Genomic DNA, 17,886 nt, shown 5'->3' with positions numbered 1-17,886 from the left:
AGCGTAAAACTGCACATGATGCAGCGCGCGATGTTTGGCGCCACGCTCGAGATAAATTTTTCAGCGGCCGGGGTTCAGCAGCGGCAGGAGCCCTGATGCCTCGTCACGAGGTCAGACGCCAACTGGATCGTCTGATCCCGCCAGAAGAGGATTGATGATGCATGCCATCCAATTGCACAGGCTTTTGGATGACATGCACAAGGACAGGACCCGGACACGCCGCTCCGGAGAAGGCCGATCCCTATAGGGCGGTCTCGCAGCCGAACGTGTCGAAACGTAAGGCCCGGCAATTTTAATGGGCCATGAATATCGGCATCTTGCTTTCCTCGATCATGCTGCGGGTCACCCCGCCAAAGATCGTTTGCTGCCAGCGGGGATGATTGTACGCGCCCATGACGATGAGATCGGCGGATACGTCGACCGCGTGCTGCCGTAGGACCTCGTCTGCCGGCTGTCCGCCGCTGGCGACGCGGTCCACCTGGACCTTGACGCCGTGACGCGCGAGATAGGCGGCAATGTCGGCGCCTGGCTCTTCCCCGTTCACGCCTGCCCTTGCCACCGGATCCACCATGGTTACGTAGACGGTGTCGGCCTGCTTGAGCAGGTCAAGCGACTGGCGAGCGGCCCGGGAAGCTTCATCGCTCGAATCCCATGCGAGAAGAACCGATCTCGATGATGAATTCATTGCTCGCGTTCCGCGGTTGATGAGGATCGGAGTGGGCGTTCGGAAGAGAGCACCGTCGATGATGCGTTTGCGAAGCTCTTCGTCGCGTGCCGCCTGCCGTCCGACCAGGACCACATCGGCATAGAGAGCCCTTTCGGCGATATCCTCGTCTGCCAAAGCGAATTCGGTATAGACGTCCTGAACCTCGTAGGAGATATCGCTTCGGCCGAGAATTTCCTTGATCTCTTCAGTCTTGTGGGAAAGCGCATCGATCTCGCGCTGCCGCTCCTCGATCCAGACGGGCGAGATGGCATTATAGTCCCCGATGATCGGAGACGCTCCCAGCGCGATTACGAGCGCATTCAGATGCGCGCCCTGAGCGCCGCAAAAGTCGATTGCGGTTTTCAGATCTTCCTCGAACTGGTTGACGCCGAGGATGCTTAATACCGTCCTGATTGTCATGTCGATATACCTCTCTGATTGGTGTCAGAAGGATAACCAGTCTGGCGGGGCGTTCCTTGACCTTCGTCAAAGCGCTGTCGATTTTGGCGGTATAGCCTGTCTATGAAGGATGTAGCCGACCGCAAGAGCCGCGCGCCATTGTGCGCAGGCTTGAGCGGGGCGCGGGGCGCTGGAACCGATGAGAACGAAGATGGGAGGTCATAGATGCTGTCGACGGAACGAGACTTCAGACGAGGCGGCGAACGGTTCCCTATTCCTTCACAAGGCGAAGTCGAAGGCAGGCTTCTGATGTTCGAAGTGGTTGCCGTCACCTGCTTGCAGGAGCTTCTCGCTAAGCGGGACTCGCATCTTGTCTCTAGACTTCGCCAGAAGCTCCTTCGAAACCTGAAGGAAAAATGCGCCCCTTTGAAGTTATGTGCGGATGACGAAAGATCCGCGAAGGAATTCGCGCTTCAGTTGTTGAAGGCGGCTTTGCAAGAGGCGGAAAACGAGAGGCAGGCGGGTTAGCGAAGATCTGCGGGAGGTCCCATGAGCAGAATTGCAGTTACCTTCAATGCCGGATCCTCAAGCTTGAAGATCGGCGTCTTCGAGATCGGCGCCGGTGGCGCTGTCCGGCCGCTGGCCAGAGGTGCGGCGACTGTTGATAAAAAGAGCCGCCTCGACTACGAGATCGCAGGTGAGCCTCATGACGCCGACTTGCCAGATATCCAGGAAGTCGGTCCGGCTTTGATTGCCGAGGTCCTCTCCCGACTCCTGCCGCAAGGTTCAGCGCCGACGGTGGTCGGGCATCGCATTGTTCATGGAGGTTTGGCCTTCACAGGGCCTGTATTCTTGGACTTGGATATTCAGGCACAGATCGAGGAACTGGTGCCACTGGCGTCTCTGCACCTGCCTCCGGCTCTGAAGGTGATCCGCGCTGTTCGGGCGACATATGCTGATGTGGCGCAGACCGCGTCGTTCGATACCGCGTTTCACACATCTCTATATCGTCTTGCCGCACGTTTCGCGATTCCGCGCGAAATGCATGAAGCGGGAATCCGCAGGTATGGGTTCCATGGACTTTCCTACAAGTCCGTTTCTGAAAAGCTCAAAAAAATCGCTCCCGATGTCGGCAGCGGCAGGGTCGTATGCGCGCATCTGGGAAGCGGTGCGAGCCTTTGCGGGATGGTGGACGGCGTCAGCATCGATACCAGCATGGGCTTTTCCACGCTCGACGGGGTACCCATGGCCACCCGCCCGGGATCGATCGATGCAGGCGCCCTGATCCATCTTCTCCGCAACGAATTCCATGACGCCGACCGGCTCGAAGATTTCCTCTACCACAGATGCGGCCTGCTCGGCGTCTCCGGCGTGAGCGGAGACGTGCGGGTGCTCGTCGACGATTTCCACCCGGCGGCGCGGGAAGCGCTTGATCTCTTCTGTTTCAAGATCGCCGGCGAGATAGGCAGGCTGACGGTGTCGCTGGGCGGCGTCGACGCCATCGTCTTTACCGCCGGTATCGGAGAGCATCAGCCGGAAGTCCGGAAGGGCGTGGCACGTCATCTCGCGTGGATGGGCCTCGACCTCAGCGAGTCTGCCAACAAGGCGAATGCGACGGTCATCAGTGCTCGGGACAGCGCGATAACTGCCTTCGTCATTCCGACCGACGAGGAGCAGGTGATAGCCGACGAGGCGCTTGCCGTCATTGGCCGACACGGTCTCTGACGATTCGGGGAAACGAACTTTCGCAAGCGACATGGCGGAATGGGCCGAACTTTCGACCCTCTGTATCGACTGCGGCAAGAGTGTTCACCCGGCTTCCAGCGAGCGGTAGATTTCTTCTTCCTGCGCAAAATGAAGGCGCGTAATGGCCTCCAGGCCGTGCAGCAGTCGCTGGACCTCATAGAGTTGCGCATCTGTCGGCACCCCGGCGGCAAACGCTTTGCACACGTCGCTCAGGTTGTGGATTTGCCGTTGGATCTCCATGTGAGTCCGGCTCATGCCGGCCAGAACGTCGGGTGCTGCCCTGTGCTGGCGCAGTCGCGCATAAACCTTCTCATCCTGTTTCTCATGTGGAAGCAGGCGCTCACGGAGTTCGCGATCCAGCTTTTCGAGTTCGTCTTTTGTCTGCTCCCTGGGGAGGCGATGTATGCGATCCGCCGTGATGCGGATGTCGTCAATGACATCAGCCAGAGCCGCATGTTCAGCCTCCAATTGCAGCAGGTCTTCGTTGCTCAGTCGAGCGGATGCGGTGCCAAACGACAAAGGCGGGCCGAGGGCGCGGAGCGCATTCATGATGACGACGACGTCGATCGCTTCCTGAAAAAGCGCTCCTTCCACCGGTGTCAGATGACCAAGTGCGGCCGCGACCATACCTGCCATCGAGAGGGCCATGCCGGCATAGACACTCTGCAGCGCAATCCTGCGCGATCGTCGCGCGACGTGGATGGCGTCGACCAGCCGGTCCAGCCGGTCGACCAGGATCACGACATCCGCTGCTTCGGATGAGGCAGCGGCCCCCCGTGCACCCATCGCAATGCCGACGTCGGCGGCCGCAAGCGCCGGCGCGTCGTTGACGCCGTCACCGATCATAAGGACTGGACGGCTTCTTGCTTGCTCCTTTTGCACGGCGAACGTCTTATCTTCAGGCTTCATTTCGCTGATGACCTCATCGACCCCGACAAAGGCGGCGACATCTTCAGCGAGATCGGCGCGGTCGCCGGTCGCAAGGACAATGCGCGCGATGCCGGCGTCCCGCAGATGCCGCAACACATAACCGGCTTCCGGACGAATTTGGTCAGCCAGGAGAATGGCTCCGGCCAGTGCGCCATCGATTGCGACGATGACCGCGACCGTTCCGTCGCGCCGTATCCAGCTTTTGATTTCTTCACGAAAGTCCGAATTTTGAAGCTTCGCACTCGCGAAATTCCATCCGCCGGCCAGAACGTCATGCCCGCCGACGCGGCCCGTCAACCCGGAGCCGGGAGCCTCGCGCACATCCGAGGGCGTGTCGAGCACGAGCCCTCGCCCGCGGGCCGCGGTCACGAGAGCCTGCGCCACCACATGGGGAGAGCTCTGATCCAGCGACGCCGCCAGTCTGAGGACCTCGAGTGCGTCGAGATCGCCGCGCGCCTTTATCTCAATCAGCCGCGCACGGCCGTCGGTCAACGTTCCGGTCTTATCGAGGAGAGCGGTCCTTGCGGCTGCAAGCGCTTCAAGAGCGCCGCCGTCCTTGACCAGGATGCCTTTCTTCGCGCAGCGGGAGATGCCGGACACGATGGCGACCGGCACGGCCAGTATCAGCGGACAAGGTGTCGCCACGACAAGGACAGCCAGGGCCCGCGTCGCATCTCCGGTGAACGCCCAGGCGGATATAGCGATCGCCAGGGTCAGAGCCAGGAATAGCATGCCGAACCGGGCGGCCAGCCGCACCATCGGCGCTTTGTTCTCCTGCGCCGCCTTGACCAGCCGGATGACCGCCGCGTAGGTGCTGCCCGCCGCGGCACGCGTCGCCTGCAGGTCGAAAGCATCGCCGGCATTCGTTGAGCCGCTCATCACCGCCTGCCCGGGTTTTCGCCGCACCGGCAGCGCCTCGCCTGTCAGGGCGGATTCATCGAGCACAGCGGCATTCCCGGCAACGATGCCATCGACGGGAACAACTTCACCGCGGCGGACAAGAATGCGATCGCCGGGCACGATGGCCGACAAGGCGACGTCCTGGATGCGGCCGCATTCATAACGGGCTGCGGTGTTCGGCACCCTGCCGAGCAGCGCCGTCATCTCCCGGCCCGCCCGGTTTTGGGCAAAGTTCTCCAGGAACTGCCCGCTGGTAAACATGAGCGCAACAATAATTCCGGCAAAATACTCGCCGAAAACAATGGCTCCGCCCATCGCCAGCGCCGCGATGAGATCGAGGCCGAATTCTTTCTTGTGAAGGCTGATCCCTACATCGATCAGGAGGGCAGCAAGGACAACCGCCGTTCCCGTCGTCCACAATTGCGTGGCAATATGCGGTTGCCCAGCCAATCTGGCGAGCCCACCGGCGACCAGCGCCAATGTGACCAGGGGCAGCATCCATGTTTTTGCGCCACGCCAACCCCGTATCAGCATGCGGTGTTTCTCCTATCCGAGACCGACGTGCAGAACGCGCCGGCAAGCCATCTTCGGCGTGCGCTAAAAAGGCCACGCCGGCGCCGCAGACCCGTTGAGCCTTGAGAATGCTCCTCCTGCGGAGGAGAATGTTTGAGCCAAATCAAGAAGAGGCCGGAAAGTGAGCCCATCAGTCAGCAGCACCTGTATTTCCGCGGAGAGCTCATTCCAAAACCTGCACCGATTGCAAGGCCATATTTGACGCCGATCAAAGCGGTCCGCCTGCAGCGCGCTACCTTGGTTCCGTCGGCTCGGGTAACGGCCGGCCCGTTCAAAGATTTCGGCACACCGCGCTCATAGACGTGATGCGGTGTCCACTTCGTCATGGAGTCGAAAATGCTCGTTCAAATCATGACTGCGCCGGCGATCACCGTAGCGGCGTCCTCTTCCATTGCGGAAGCCGCCAAACTGATGCTCGACAACAGGATCAGCGGCCTGCCGGTCGTCGACGCCAACGGAACGCTCGTCGGCATCGTCAGCGAAGGCGATTTCCTGCGCCGCAGCGAATTGAACACCGAGCGTAAACGCCCATGGCTGCTCGAGTGGCTGGCCGGCCCCGGAAAGATCGCCGACGAATATGTTCGTACCCATGGGCGGCGGGTCGAGGAAGTGATGACCTCGCCGGTCAGCGCAATTGCGCCGACAGCCGCCATTTCCGATGCGGTCAGATTGATGGAGCGCCGGGATATCAAGCGCCTTCCCGTCGTGGCCGATGGCAGGCTCATCGGCATACTCGCCCGCTCCGACGTGCTGCGGGCACTCTCGCAGGCCCTGCCGCCCACCTTGGCTTCCACCGGCGATGCAGAGATCCAGGCGGCGATCGAGGCCGAACTGGCAAAGCAGAGCTGGAGCCGCAATGGCTTCATCCACTGCCATGTCGCCAACGGCGTTGCCGAACTGACGGGCACGATTTTCGATGAACGCGAGCGTCTTGCCGCAAAAATCGCGGCCGAGAATGTGCCGGGCGTCACGTCGGTCAGGGATCTCCTCGTCTGGGTCGATCCCTACTACGGCATAGCGCTTCCGCCACCGGACGCAGAGGCCAGACAGGCTTGAAACTTAAGGGAGACAAACCATGGGACATCCCTCGCCCGTCATTCGCAATGGCGCCGGCCGTTCTGGTTCGGTGAGGTCGGCGTGGCTGCAGAGCCGAGGCGCTGCCGAATATCTTCGAAGCGCAAACAGGAGGCCGGGACGCTGAAATGCCGAAAAGTCTGTTCGGTTTCGTGTTCCTGATGGGCCGCCATCACCAGATCGCGATCGCGGCTCTTTCTGTTGTTCTCTTTCTCGCCGCCACCGCGCCGCTGGAAGTCCAAAGGCGCATCATCAACGCCGCCACAGATGCGACCCCCTACCAGACCATCCTGATCCTCGTCCTTGCTTATCTCGGCCTTGTCCTTCTGGAAGGTCTGACCAAATTGCTGTTGAACATCTACCGTGGCTGGGTTGGCGAGGTCGCGGTCCGCTGGCTGCGCAAGTCGGCGCTTGCCGCTTCGGAACCCTCGAGCGGGGCTCCCATCGATGCCGTTGCCGAAGGCGTGCAGCTCTCGATCATCATTGCCGAGGCCGAACCGGTCGGGGGTTTCGTCGGCACCAGCATCTCGGAGCCGCTGCTGCAGGCCGGCATCCTTATAGCGGTCGGCGGCTACATGATCTTCCTGCAGCCCCTGATGGCGCTTGCCGTCGCCGTCGTCTTTCTTCCGCAGGTCGGCTTCGTGCCACTGATGCAAACGGCGATCAACCGCCGGGTCGAAACCAAGATCACCGTCATGCGTCATGTCAGCCAAAGCATGGTTCGGCATGTGGCAACGAATGATGCGCTCGAGGCCCAGGGCGCCCGGGTGGAGAGGCTCTTTTCCATGAACATGAGCATCTACAAGATCAAGTTCACGATGAATTTCATGATGAACCTGATGACGCAGCTGGGTTACGCCGGCATCTTCGCGCTCGGCAGCTATTATGTCGTCACCGGCAAGACGGAGATCGGAACCGTCGTCGCCTTCATTTCCGGGCTCTCCAAGATCAGAGATCCGTGGGGAGAACTTATCGATTGGTACCGCGATCTGAGGGTTACGCAGGTCAAATATGCCATGATCCGAGATGCGTGTGCTGTTCCAGAAGCGCGAAGCGGGGCGTCCATTGATGACGCGACGACTGCTACTGGCGCCATGAAGGCTTGAAGATTTGCGGCGGCTACCGCGGGCAGAGGCGGCATCGACGATACAATCCCAGAGCGTGTTGCTCCGAAGCCGATTTGAACATCGCCCGGACGCTCTCAATGTGACAACAGGACAGGCAGGGTGATGCTCGTCAGTATTGATAGGGTGGCGCCGCCGAGCACGAATTCGCGCAGGCGAGAATGGCCGAAGCCGCCCATCACCAAAAGATCGGCCCGCACTTCGAAGGCTTTGCTTTGCAGCACCTCGCCGACCGGTTCACCATGCGCGCGCACTCGTGTCGTCTCTGCCGGCACCCCGCTCTTCATCAGGTTCTCGACGAGATCGTCGGCCGTTTCATCTGCCATCGGTTTTTCGTCGATGACGGAAAGTACGCAGACCTTGGAAGCCTTCTCCAGGAAAATGGAGGCGTCATGGGCTGCCCGAGCGGCTGCGCGGCCGCCATCCCAAGCGATGGCAACATGATCCATCCGGCCGCCGAAAGGCGCCGAGGGATAAAGGATGAGCGGCCGCCCAGACCCGAACAGAACCGCCTCGACGACCGGACGCGAGATCCCGGTCGATTCCAGAAGCACGAGATCGTAGGCGCGCGCCGCTTGCGCGAGCGCTTCGACGACGAAAGGCTCTTCAATCTTGATCTGCCGCGTGCGCACATCGACAGAAGCCGCCTTTGCCTCGTCGACCGCCAGCCGGGTCAGTGCCGAGGCGCGCTTGCGGCTCAGCGCCTGCGCATCACGCGCCATCTTCGCCGCATCGATGATCAGCGACGACAGCGCGTTGGAGACATTGGGAATGGTGATCTCCACTGCACAGACGGTCAGTGTTGCCTGCATGTGGTGCGCGAGTGCAACGGCATTGGAGATGATGAATTCCGAAGTCGCATCCGGATAGGTGAGGAGCGGAAGAAAGATATGCCGTTTCATGATTTACTCCGAATGAGGATCGGGACCTGATGCTGGCATTTTGAAGCCTGCCGGGAAGCGCGCATTGACATGCCTCAAAAGGAGCTTTGCGATCTCGAACGGTCGGAGAGGGGCTTGCACAGACAATCACATCTCTGGTGTCTCGCGATCGCTGTCAATCACCGCTTTGTCCAGCTTGTTGATCGTGGAGAAAACGCCATTCCGCTGATCGGGATCACTTCAAGTGGGCATCGGGTGGCCAGCCTCGTGTTCGATCCTTCCGGCTTTCCGGACGGGACTTAAGGCTGGGGCCGAGATTGCGGTGTCGGCGGGATCGAAGCAGCTTTGCGTCCAGAGCGCATGCTCACTCGGCGGCCGGTCCTATCTCAGGCCTCAGATGGCGCCGGCGCCAGGTGGCGGGCGCCTCGCCGGTGCGTTTACGGAAGAAGCGGGAAAAATAGGCCGGATCCTCGAAGCCGATCTCTCGCCCGATGTCTTCTACCGACCGGACGGTGAACATCAAAAGGCGCTTGGCTTCCAGCAGCCGCCGCTCCAGCGTCAATTCCTTGACGGACAACCCGAACACTTCGCGGGCCGCCTTGTCGAGGAGATGCGGCGTCGTCGCAAGGAGATCGACATAGGCCCCGACGGGCCAATCCTTCCTGTAGTGGAGATCGATATGGCGGCGCAGCGCAAGGCCGAGTGAGACCGTCGCCGACGTCGACGGCAACGCGACGCGGCCGCCGATGCGGCCCATCAAGGACAACACGACTGAGATCAGGCCGCATAGCACCTTTTCGCCCTCGGCGCCCTGCTCGCGATATTCTTCGGCCAGCATATCGAGCAGTGTCCCGAGCTTTGCCCATACCGGATCGGCCGGCTCGCCCGTCAGGAAGGTCGGCACGTCGAGATCGAGGGCGACCTGCGGCGCGATCGTCTTCAGCATATCGTCGGAGACCGACACCACGATCGCATCCGACTGCTCGTCGACATCGAAACCGTGCACCACGCTGCTCGGGACAAAACTCACGGCGGGAGCGGAAAAATTCCAAGTTCCCTCTTCGATCCGATAGGTTCCCCCACCCTGAAACCAGTAGGTGATCTGCCCCATCAGCGGATGCTTGTGCGGTGAAACATGGCCGAAATGGACGCTTTTGCGCTCCATCACCGTCTCGACATGCAGAAAGCCAACGTCGAGCGAACGGCTCGGCTCGCCATAGACGAAGAAATTCGGAACTTCGCTTCGCATCATCATACCGGAAAAAGTACCAGCGAATTGCGGGCTTTGTCCATGGTCTCGCATCCTGTCCCGAATTAACCTTTGTCAATATCAGAAGGAGGAGCATGAGATGCGTTCAGAAGATCACCGCAGCGACAAGACGAGGCCGTTCACCGGCGCCGAATATCTCGCAAGCCTGCGCGATGGGCGCGAAGTCTATATCAACGGCGAACGCGTCGCCGATGTGACCACCCACCCCTCGATGCGCAATTCCGCCCGCTCGATCGCGCGGATGTACGATGCGCTGCACGACGAAAAGACCAAGGACCGCCTGACCTCGCCAACCGACACCGGCAATGGCGGCTATACCCATAAATATTTCCGGGTTGCGAAATCCTCCGCCGAGCTCGTCGCCCAGCAGGGCGCGATCGCCGACTGGGCGCGCATGTCCTATGGCTGGATGGGCCGCACGGCCGATTACAAGGCAGCGCTGATGAACACGCTCGGGGCGAACGCCGACTGGTACGGGCCGTTCAAGGATAATGCGCTTGCCTGGCACAAACGGTCGCAGGAATCCGTGCTCTTCATGAACCACGCGATCGTCAATCCGCCGATCGACCGGCACAAGCCGGCCGATGCCGTGAAGGATGTTTTCGTCCACATCACCAAGGAAACCGACGCGGGTATTTACGTCTCCGGCGCCAAGGTGGTCGCCACTTCATCGGCGCTCACCCATTATAATTTCCTCGCCCAAAGTTCGGCGACGGTGACGGAAGATCCTTCGCTCTCGGTGATGTTCATCGTGCCGATGAACGCGCCCGGCATCAAGATGTTCTGCCGTGTCTCCTACGAGCAGACCGCCAATACCGTCGGCCATCCCTTCGACTATCCGCTGTCGTCGCGCTTCGACGAAAACGATGCGATCCTTGTGCTCGACAATGTGTTCGTGCCCTGGGAGGATGTGCTCGTCCTGCGTGACGCCGCCAAGATCCTGTCGTTCCATCCCGCGTCGGGCTTCATGCATGGCTATTGCTTCCAGGGCTGCACGCGTTTTGCCGTCAAGCTCGATTTCCTCGCCGGCCTGCTCGCCAAGGCGCTACGCGCCACCGGCGGCGATGCCTTCCGCGGCAATCAGGCGGCACTCGGCGAGGTCATTGCGCTGCGCCACATGTTCTGGTCCTTCTCCAACGCCATGGCCTATAACCCGCAGCCTTGGGCAAACGGCGCCGTGCTGCCGAACATGGAAGCAGCCCTCTCCTACCGCACCTTCATGTCGGAGGCCTATCCGCGCGTCATCGAGACGGTGCGCAAGGTCGTCGCATCAGGACTGATCTATCTCCCCTCCTCGGCAAAGGACTTCGGCAATCCCGAGATCGACCGCTATCTCGCACAATATGTCCGCGGCTCTAACGATATGGGCCATGTCGAGCGTATCAAGATCATGAAGCTGCTGTGGGATGCGACCGGCACTGAATTCGGTGGGCGCCACGCGCTTTACGAACTCAATTATGCCGGCGCGCCGGAAGAGGTCCGGCTGCAGGTGCTGAAGGGCGCCGAGCGCGGCGGGCGCTTGAGGGAGATGGAAGCGCTCGTCGATCGCTGCATGAGCGATTACGACGAAACCGGCTGGACCGGCGATACCTGGCTGCCGCCACTCGATGCGGCATCTCCCATCCGCAACGCGGCCGAGTGAGGGCATGGCCATGGAGGAGCAAGTCTCGAAAACCGAGTTCCGTGATGCGATGGCCCGCGTCTGCGCGCCCGTCAACGTCATCACCACCAACGGACCCGCCGGGCGCGGCGGGTTTACCGCCACCGCCATGTGCAGTGTGACGGATGAGCCTCCGACGCTTCTGGTGTGCATGAACGGCCGCTCGGCGCAATGCGGCCTCTTCCTCGAAAACCACCGCTTCTGCGTCAACGTCCTTGCCGATGACCATCAGGAACTGGCCGGTTATTTCGCCGGCCGCCAGGCGGATATGGCGGCACGCTATGCGGCGGCGGAATGGGTCAACATGCCGTCGGGAAGCCAGGCCCTGGCCGGCGCGATGGTCTCCTTCGACTGCCGGCTCACCGAGGCCCGCCTGGTCGGCACCCACCACATCTTCATCGGCCAGGTCATCGGCATCCGCTCGCGGGTGGATGGCAACGCACTGCTCTATTTCGACCGCAACTACATCAACGTGCCGACGCAGGTGGGTAGTTTCGGAGGATAGGCGCTAAACCAACGCGTTAAAGTGCTACAGCGCCGTGCGTCGGAACAGACGCGCGGCGCTGCAATATCTATCGGAGCGTGATGGTTTCGACTTGCTCCCGCTGTCCGAAATTCCCGCTTCAAAGCTGAATCCAAGCCGTCTTCAGGTCGACATATTTGTCGAGCGCGTGCAGCGATTTGTCGTGGCCGTTGCCCGATTGCTTGACGCCGCCGAGCGGCACGCTGTTGTCGGAGCCGCCATAGGTATTGACGTGCACCACGCCGGCGCGGATGCCGCGCACCATCCTGTGGGCGCGAGACAGGTTCGCTGTCCACAGCGCCGAGGCCAGGCCGTATTCCGTGGCGTTGGCAATCTCCAGGGCTTCAGCCTCCGTCTCGAAGGGAATGATCGACAGGATCGGCCCGAACACCTCCTCCCGCGCGAGTGTCATGGATGGCGTGACGTCGAAGACCGCCGGGCGCATATAATAACCGCCCGTCTCCTCGAGGATGCGTGCGCCGCCGGTGCGCAGCAAAGCGCCTTCCGCCAAGGCCCGGTCGACATGGCCGAGATTCTTCTCCAGCTGAATCGCGCTTGAGATCGCGCCCGCCTCGGTGGAAAGCTGCAAGGGGTCGGCGATCGTCATGGCCGCGGCGATACGCGCGACCTTTTCGGAAAAAGCGTCGAGGATCGATTTTTCGACCAGCAGGCGGGAACCCGCGACACAGACCTGGCCGGAATTACGGAAAATGCCGTAGGCCGAGACCTTGGCCGCCTGATCGAGATCCGGCGCATCGGCAAAGACGATGTTCGGAGATTTGCCGCCGAGTTCCAGATAGACGCGCTTCAGATTGGAGCGCGCCGAATATTCCAGAAGCCGGCGCCCGACCGGGCCGGAACCGGTAAAGGCGAGCACATCGATATCCATGTGCAGCCCAAGTGCTTCGCCGCTGACGGCGCCGCGCCCGGTGACGACGTTGAGTACGCCATCCGGCAATCCTGCCTCCGCGCAAAGTTCGGCGAGCCGCAGCAGCGTCAACGACGCGCCTTCGGCAGGCTTCAGCACCACGGAATTGCCGGCGGCGAGCGCCGGGGCGATCTTCCAGGCGCCGATCATCATCGGGAAATTCCACGGCACGATAGCGGCGACGACGCCCACCGGTTCGCGATGGATCAGACCGAGAATATTATCCGCCGTCGGGGCGATCTCGCCATAGACCTTGTCGATCGCTTCGGCATAATAGCGGAAGGTGCCGGCGGCACTGCCCGGCTCCGCCTTCAATGCCATGGAGATTTCCGTGCCGTTGTCACGCACGCCGAGCACGGCGAGTTCAAGCGCGTTTTTCTCGATGAGGTCGGCGATCTTCAGCAGCACCTTCTTGCGCTCGGCCGGTGCCGCCCGCGACCAGCTGCCTTTTTCGAAGGCGCGCCGCGCGGCCATGACCGCCCGATCGACGTCTTCGGCGCCGGCATCGGCGATCGTTGTCAGCCGGGTTCCGTCGATCGGCGAAATGACCTCCATCGCGGCCCCGTCCACAGGCGGGCGCCAGGCCCCGTCGATGAACAATGCCTGCGGGGAAACGGACAATGTCCGCAACTGGTCGATCTTGTCCTGCATCTCATGCTCTCACGAAAAAGGGTGGCGGGTCTTCCCGCCACCGCGATTGGAACCGATCAGACTTCCTGGCCGGCGCCGAGCCGGGCAAAGCCGACGGCATCCGCCGACTTCAGGCGCGCTGCCGCCAGCAATCCGATGACCGCGGCGATCAGCACGAGGCTTGGCAGAAACACGGCGAGCACGCCGTTTGCGCCGGCGATCGCGCCGAAGTTTGCCGAGATATAATAAACGAGCGCCAGCAGGATCAGCCCGGTGACGATGGGCAGCACCTTGATCACGAGCACGTTGCGTTCAAGCTCCGGATTGCGGCTGAAGAAGACCACGATCGAGAAGGCAGTAAACGCCATCAGCAGGATGATCGCCAGCGTGGCGACATTCGTGAGCCAGGAGAAGAGCGCCAGCACCGGATCCTGACCCGTCGCCGCAAACAGCGCGACGACGAGCACGGCGATGACGGTCTGGATGATCGAACCGACATGCGGGCTCTGGAAGACAGGATGCGTGACGCCGACCGACTTCGGCAACAGACCCTCGCGACCGGCGACATACATATAACGCGCCACGCCGTTGTGGAATGCGAGGACGCCGGCAAAGAGGCTGGTGATAAAGAGAAGGCTCATCACGATGGTGATCCAATGGCCGACATAACGCTCGGCGAGACCGAAGAGGAACGTGGTCGGATCCTGCAGGCCCTGCAGTTCCGGCACGAGCTTGTCGACGCCGGCGCCGTTGACCATTAGCCAGGAGGTCAGCATGTAGAACAGGCCGATGATCAGTACCGAGATATAGGTGGCACGCGGCACCGTCTTTTCCGGCTCACGGGCTTCTTCGCTGTAGATCGTCGTCGCTTCGAAGCCGATGAAAGCGGCAAAGCAGAAGAGAATGCCGATGGCCGGCGAACCGCTCAGGAAGGCGGTCGGCGTGAAGGGTGCCGCGGAAAGGCCGGCATCTCCGCCCTTGATGAGGATCGCGGCGTCGATGATCAGCACCACGAGATATTCGAGAATGACAAGCACCGTCAGAACCTTGGCGGAAAGATCGACACGCCGGTAGCCGAAGACCGCAACAAAGGCGATGCCGACATAGGTCCAGACCCACCAGGGCAGAACCAGCCCGTAACCGGCGAAGAAGCCTGACGTCGCCGCGCCGAACATGCCGAAGACGCCGATCTGCATCGCATTGTAAGCGAGGATCGCGATCAGCGCCGCCGCGCCGCCCATGAGGCCGCCGAGGCCCTGGGCGGTATAGGCATAGAAGGCGCCGGCATTGCGGATATGACGCGCCATGGCGACATAGCCGACGGCAAACAGCAGGAGAATGCCGGTCACCAGCAGGAAGGTCAGCGGGATGCCCGGCCCGTTGCCGAGCATCATCGACAGCGGCACGCCGCCGGCAACAGCCGTCAGCGGTGCGGCGGCCGAAACCACCAGGAAGGTCACGGCGCCGACGCCGAGACTGTTCTTGCGCAGCTGGTTTTCAGCCGGGCTTTGCGAATTTTGCGTAGTCATCTGCCTTCGTTCCCCTTTTTAAGAACATCCGATCATCGCTGCGATTGCGCGCAAGCGACCTCCACCAGAACCGGACTGACAAACGGTGCTTTTGGCTTTTGTTGATTTTGCCGCCGTCAGCGCTTATGGTTCATTATTTGAACCTCAGCTTCAAATATAGACTTGCAAACATTGCCAGCCTCTGTCAAGTTAATTCGCGTGTTAAGTATCTTGGGTCGCTGGTATCATGCCGCGATACAGGGTTTGCGGGCTGATTTGGCGGCTGGCGTAAAGCCGGATGCGACAAGCCGGGACATGAACCCACCCCAAGAGGAAGAACGATGAGCACGATCGGAAAGGCGCTTTCATTGCTGGATACCCTGTCACGGCTAGACAAGGAGGTGGGTCTGACTGACATCGCCCGCCTGTGTTCGCTCGACAAGGCGACCGCCCGACGCTTTCTGGTGGAACTGGAAAAACACGGTTTCATCGAGCAGGACGCCGAAAGCCGCCGCTACAGGATCGGATCGGCGCCGGTTCGGCTCGCCCGCATCCGCGAGGCGCGCTATCCCTTCCTGCGGGTTGCCGTGCCCTTCATCAAGACGCTCGCCGATTCCTCGGCGGAGACGGTGCATCTTTCCGAATTCTCCGGCGGCAGGCTGTCGACCATCCATGTGGAAGATCCGCCGCGCGCGCACCGCATCATCGTCGATGTCGGCAGCATCCTGCCCTTTCACGCTACCGCATCCGGCCTTGCCTTCCTCGCCTTCTGCCCGCCGGCGGAGATCGATGCGGCGCTTCGAAAGCCGCTCGAAAAATTCACCGACCATACCGTCGTCGACCCGCAACTGGTCCGCGGCCTGCTCGACGAGACGGCCGCGCGCGGCTTTTCCATCAGCCATCAGGGTCTCGAAGCCGGCGTCATCAGCACTGCGGCGCCTGTGCGCGCGCCGGATGGCCGGCCGGTCGGCTGCGTAGCCGTCGCGGCACCGCTCTCACGCACCACCAAGACGGCCATTGACGACTTCGGCGCGCAGGCCATCGCCGCCGCCAACGGGATTTCAGAAAAATACTACGGGTCGGAAAGGCTCACGGGAACCAGTCCAAAAACCAGGAGGAGAGAGTGATGAGCCCTGCGGCTCCCCTGCCAAGGATACTCGTCATCGGAACCGGTGACACCAAATGCGACGAACTGCAATTCATGGCCTCCGTCATCGAGGAAGCGGGCGGCCGGCCTGTTATGGTCGATGTCAGCATTCTCGGCGATCCGCCCTATATTCCTGATTATTCCAAGCATGACATTGCCAGGGCTGCCGCGACCTCGATCGCGGAGATCGCCGAAAGCGGCGATGAAAACAGCGCCATGGCGGCCATGGCAAGGGGGGCGGCGGCATTGACCCGCCGGCTTTACGAGGAAGGGCTCGTCGATGGGATCATCGTGCTCGGAGGTTCGATGGGCACGGATCTGGCTCTCGATGTCGCTGCCGTCCTGCCGCTCGGCCTGCCGAAATTCGTGGTCTCGACCATCGCTTATTCCCATCTGATCCCGCCCGAGCGCATCGCGCCCGACCTGATGATGATCCTGTGGGCCGGCGGCCTCTACGGCCTCAACAGCATCTGCCGTTCGGTGCTGTCACAGGCCTGCGGCGCGGTCGTCGGCGCCGCCCGGCACGGGACCAAACCGGATCGCGACCGCCCGCTGATCGGCATGACCTCGCTCGGTTCCTCCTGCCTCAAATACATGAAGCATCTGCGGCCCGAACTGGAAAAGCGCGGCTATGACGTCGCCGTCTTCCATTCCACCGGCATGGGCGGTCGCGCCTTCGAAGCCATTGCCGCGCAGGCCGGTTTTGCCGCCGTCTTCGATTTCTGCATCCAGGAGGTCAGCAATCACCATTACGGCACGGTGGTGACGTCGGGAGCGGACAGGCTCGAAAATGCGGGCCGCGCCGGCATTCCGCAGATCGTCGCCCCCGGCGCCGTCGACATGGTCGATCTCCAGGCCTGGCAGGCCCTGCCCGACATTTTCTTCGACCGTCCCTACCATGCCCATAACCGGCTGATCGGGTCGGTGACGACCTCGCCGGAAGGCCGGCGGGAAGTCGCTCGGCTGATCGGACAAAAGCTGGAACAGGCCGACGCCAAGACCGCCTTCCTGCTGCCGACCGAAGGGCTGCAGGAATGGGACAAGCCGGACGAGCCGCTGCACGATCCGGAAGGCCTCGCCGCTTTCCTCGACGAGATGCGCCGCACTGTTCCGCCCTCCGTCACCTTCCGGGAAGTCGACGCCCACATCAATTCTCCCGACTTTTCGGCCGCAGCCCTTGCCATTTTCGACAGCTGGGTGGCTGAGGGCATCATTCCGCAAGGACGGCCATCATGACAGAACGCGCCCTCATCCTCGATTTCGGTGGCGTCGTCACTCGCACGCTGTTCGAGACCCATGACATCACCGAACGGACGCTCGGACTTCCGCAAGGTTCGCTCACCTGGCTCGGGCCGTTCGACACGACGACCGATCCGCTCTGGGTCGCGATGCAGAACCGCGAGATCAGCGAACGCGACTATTGGCTGAAACGGGCCGGCGAAGTCGGTCGGATGGTCGGCGAGGACTGGGCCGACATGCAGACCTTCGTGCGCCGCGCCCGCGGCGCCGAAGCCGAGCTGGTGCTGCGCCCGGAAGCGCGCGACGCCGTCCTGCGGGCCAAAGAGGCGGGACTGAAGCTCGCGATCCTGTCGAACGAACTCGATCTCTTTTACGGGGTCGAGTTCCGCCAGCGCTTTCCGCTGATCGCCCTCTTCGATGTCATCGTCGATGCCACCTACACCAGGATCCTCAAGCCCGATCCGCGCGCCTATGAGCAGGTGCTGTCCGAACTCGGACTGCCGCGCGAGGCCTGCGTTTTCGTCGACGACCAGAAGAAGAACATCGAAGGCGCCGAAGCCGTCGGATTGCCGCATGTGCATTTCGACGTGACCCGCCCTGCCGAAAGCTATGCCCGCGCCCTTGCGATGCTGGGCCTCTGAACGAGAG

General features: G+C 61.7%; 15 protein-coding genes. 9 read left to right on the top strand and 6 right to left on the bottom strand.

Features of this window, described 5'->3' with window-relative positions:
* Nucleotides 1-292 precede the first annotated feature (292 nt).
* On the bottom strand, nt 293-1,126 hold the full coding sequence (locus tag RHEC894_RS29655; protein ID WP_085740262.1) for a universal stress protein: 834 nt from the start codon (nt 1,124-1,126) through the stop codon (nt 293-295).
* Between the two features lie 204 nt (nt 1,127-1,330).
* Here RHEC894_RS29655 and RHEC894_RS29650 point away from each other — a divergent pair, with 204 nt between their 5' ends.
* Both RHEC894_RS29650 and RHEC894_RS29645 read left to right on the top strand, forming a co-directional pair.
* Complete coding sequence (locus RHEC894_RS29650) at nt 1,331-1,633, top strand: hypothetical protein (protein ID WP_010067892.1); 303 nt, start codon at nt 1,331-1,333, stop codon at nt 1,631-1,633.
* 21 nt (nt 1,634-1,654) lie between these two features.
* Entirely contained in the window at nt 1,655-2,830 is a 1,176-nt protein-coding gene (locus RHEC894_RS29645) for an acetate/propionate family kinase (RefSeq protein ID WP_085740261.1), read from the top strand.
* Between the two features lie 84 nt (nt 2,831-2,914).
* Here the strand turns inward: RHEC894_RS29645 and RHEC894_RS29640 are convergent, their stop codons facing one another.
* Complete coding sequence (locus tag RHEC894_RS29640; protein WP_206427954.1) at nt 2,915-5,215, bottom strand: heavy metal translocating P-type ATPase; 2,301 nt, start codon at nt 5,213-5,215, stop codon at nt 2,915-2,917.
* A 375-nt stretch (nt 5,216-5,590) separates the two neighbouring features.
* On the opposite strand from RHEC894_RS29640, the gene RHEC894_RS29635 reads away from it, so the two are divergent.
* Nucleotides 5,591-6,310: a CBS domain-containing protein gene (locus RHEC894_RS29635; RefSeq protein WP_085740259.1), complete on the top strand. Its 720-nt coding sequence runs from the start codon at nt 5,591-5,593 to the stop codon at nt 6,308-6,310.
* Nucleotides 6,311-6,456: 146 nt separating this feature from the next.
* Nucleotides 6,457-7,434 carry an ABC transporter ATP-binding protein gene (locus RHEC894_RS29630; RefSeq protein WP_085740258.1) on the top strand — a complete coding sequence of 326 codons (978 nt, stop codon included), beginning with the start codon at nt 6,457-6,459 and terminating at the stop codon, nt 7,432-7,434.
* Nucleotides 7,435-7,529: 95 nt separating this feature from the next.
* On the opposite strand, the gene RHEC894_RS29625 is transcribed toward RHEC894_RS29630, so the two are convergent.
* Together RHEC894_RS29625 and RHEC894_RS29620 are read right to left on the bottom strand one after the other, a co-directional pair.
* On the bottom strand, nt 7,530-8,354 hold the full coding sequence (locus RHEC894_RS29625; protein ID WP_085740257.1) for a universal stress protein: 825 nt from the start codon (nt 8,352-8,354) through the stop codon (nt 7,530-7,532).
* Between the two features lie 343 nt (nt 8,355-8,697).
* Nucleotides 8,698-9,588, bottom strand: coding sequence for a helix-turn-helix domain-containing protein (locus RHEC894_RS29620; protein WP_085740256.1), 891 nt, complete (start codon nt 9,586-9,588; stop codon nt 8,698-8,700).
* 94 nt (nt 9,589-9,682) lie between these two features.
* Here RHEC894_RS29620 and RHEC894_RS29615 point away from each other — a divergent pair, with 94 nt between their 5' ends.
* Both RHEC894_RS29615 and RHEC894_RS29610 read left to right on the top strand, forming a co-directional pair.
* Entirely contained in the window at nt 9,683-11,245 is a 1,563-nt protein-coding gene (locus RHEC894_RS29615; RefSeq protein ID WP_085740255.1) for a 4-hydroxyphenylacetate 3-hydroxylase N-terminal domain-containing protein, read from the top strand.
* 10 nt (nt 11,246-11,255) lie between these two features.
* A complete protein-coding gene (locus RHEC894_RS29610) occupies nt 11,256-11,768 on the top strand; it encodes a flavin reductase (RefSeq protein WP_085740254.1) in 513 nt (170 codons plus the stop codon).
* Between the two features lie 118 nt (nt 11,769-11,886).
* On the opposite strand, the gene RHEC894_RS29605 is transcribed toward RHEC894_RS29610, so the two are convergent.
* Both RHEC894_RS29605 and RHEC894_RS29600 read right to left on the bottom strand, forming a co-directional pair.
* Complete coding sequence (locus tag RHEC894_RS29605; protein WP_085740253.1) at nt 11,887-13,365, bottom strand: aldehyde dehydrogenase; 1,479 nt, start codon at nt 13,363-13,365, stop codon at nt 11,887-11,889.
* 56 nt (nt 13,366-13,421) lie between these two features.
* A complete protein-coding gene (locus tag RHEC894_RS29600) occupies nt 13,422-14,873 on the bottom strand; it encodes an APC family permease (protein WP_085740252.1) in 1,452 nt (483 codons plus the stop codon).
* A gap of 320 nt (nt 14,874-15,193) precedes the next feature.
* On the opposite strand from RHEC894_RS29600, the gene RHEC894_RS29595 reads away from it, so the two are divergent.
* The 3 genes from RHEC894_RS29595 to RHEC894_RS29585 are packed head-to-tail and all read left to right on the top strand — an operon-like array spanning nt 15,194 to nt 17,879.
* Nucleotides 15,194-15,979, top strand: coding sequence for an IclR family transcriptional regulator (locus tag RHEC894_RS29595; RefSeq protein ID WP_085740251.1), 786 nt, complete (start codon nt 15,194-15,196; stop codon nt 15,977-15,979).
* The gene (locus tag RHEC894_RS29590; RefSeq protein WP_085740250.1) at nt 15,979-17,235 is read left to right on the top strand and encodes a Tm-1-like ATP-binding domain-containing protein; all 1,257 of its coding nucleotides are present in this window, start codon (nt 15,979-15,981) and stop codon (nt 17,233-17,235) included. Before RHEC894_RS29595 ends, RHEC894_RS29590 begins: the two co-directional genes overlap by 1 nt.
* A complete protein-coding gene (locus tag RHEC894_RS29585) occupies nt 17,232-17,879 on the top strand; it encodes an HAD-IA family hydrolase (RefSeq protein WP_085740249.1) in 648 nt (215 codons plus the stop codon). The genes RHEC894_RS29590 and RHEC894_RS29585 overlap by 4 nt, the downstream gene beginning before the upstream one ends.
* The last annotated feature ends 7 nt before the right edge of the window (nt 17,880-17,886 follow it).

The organism is Rhizobium sp. CIAT894 (assembly GCF_000172795.2).
In the GTDB taxonomy this organism is placed as follows: domain Bacteria; phylum Pseudomonadota; class Alphaproteobacteria; order Rhizobiales; family Rhizobiaceae; genus Rhizobium.
Note: the sequence above shows the minus strand (reverse complement) of the source record. Positions and strands in the feature narration are given on the sequence as shown.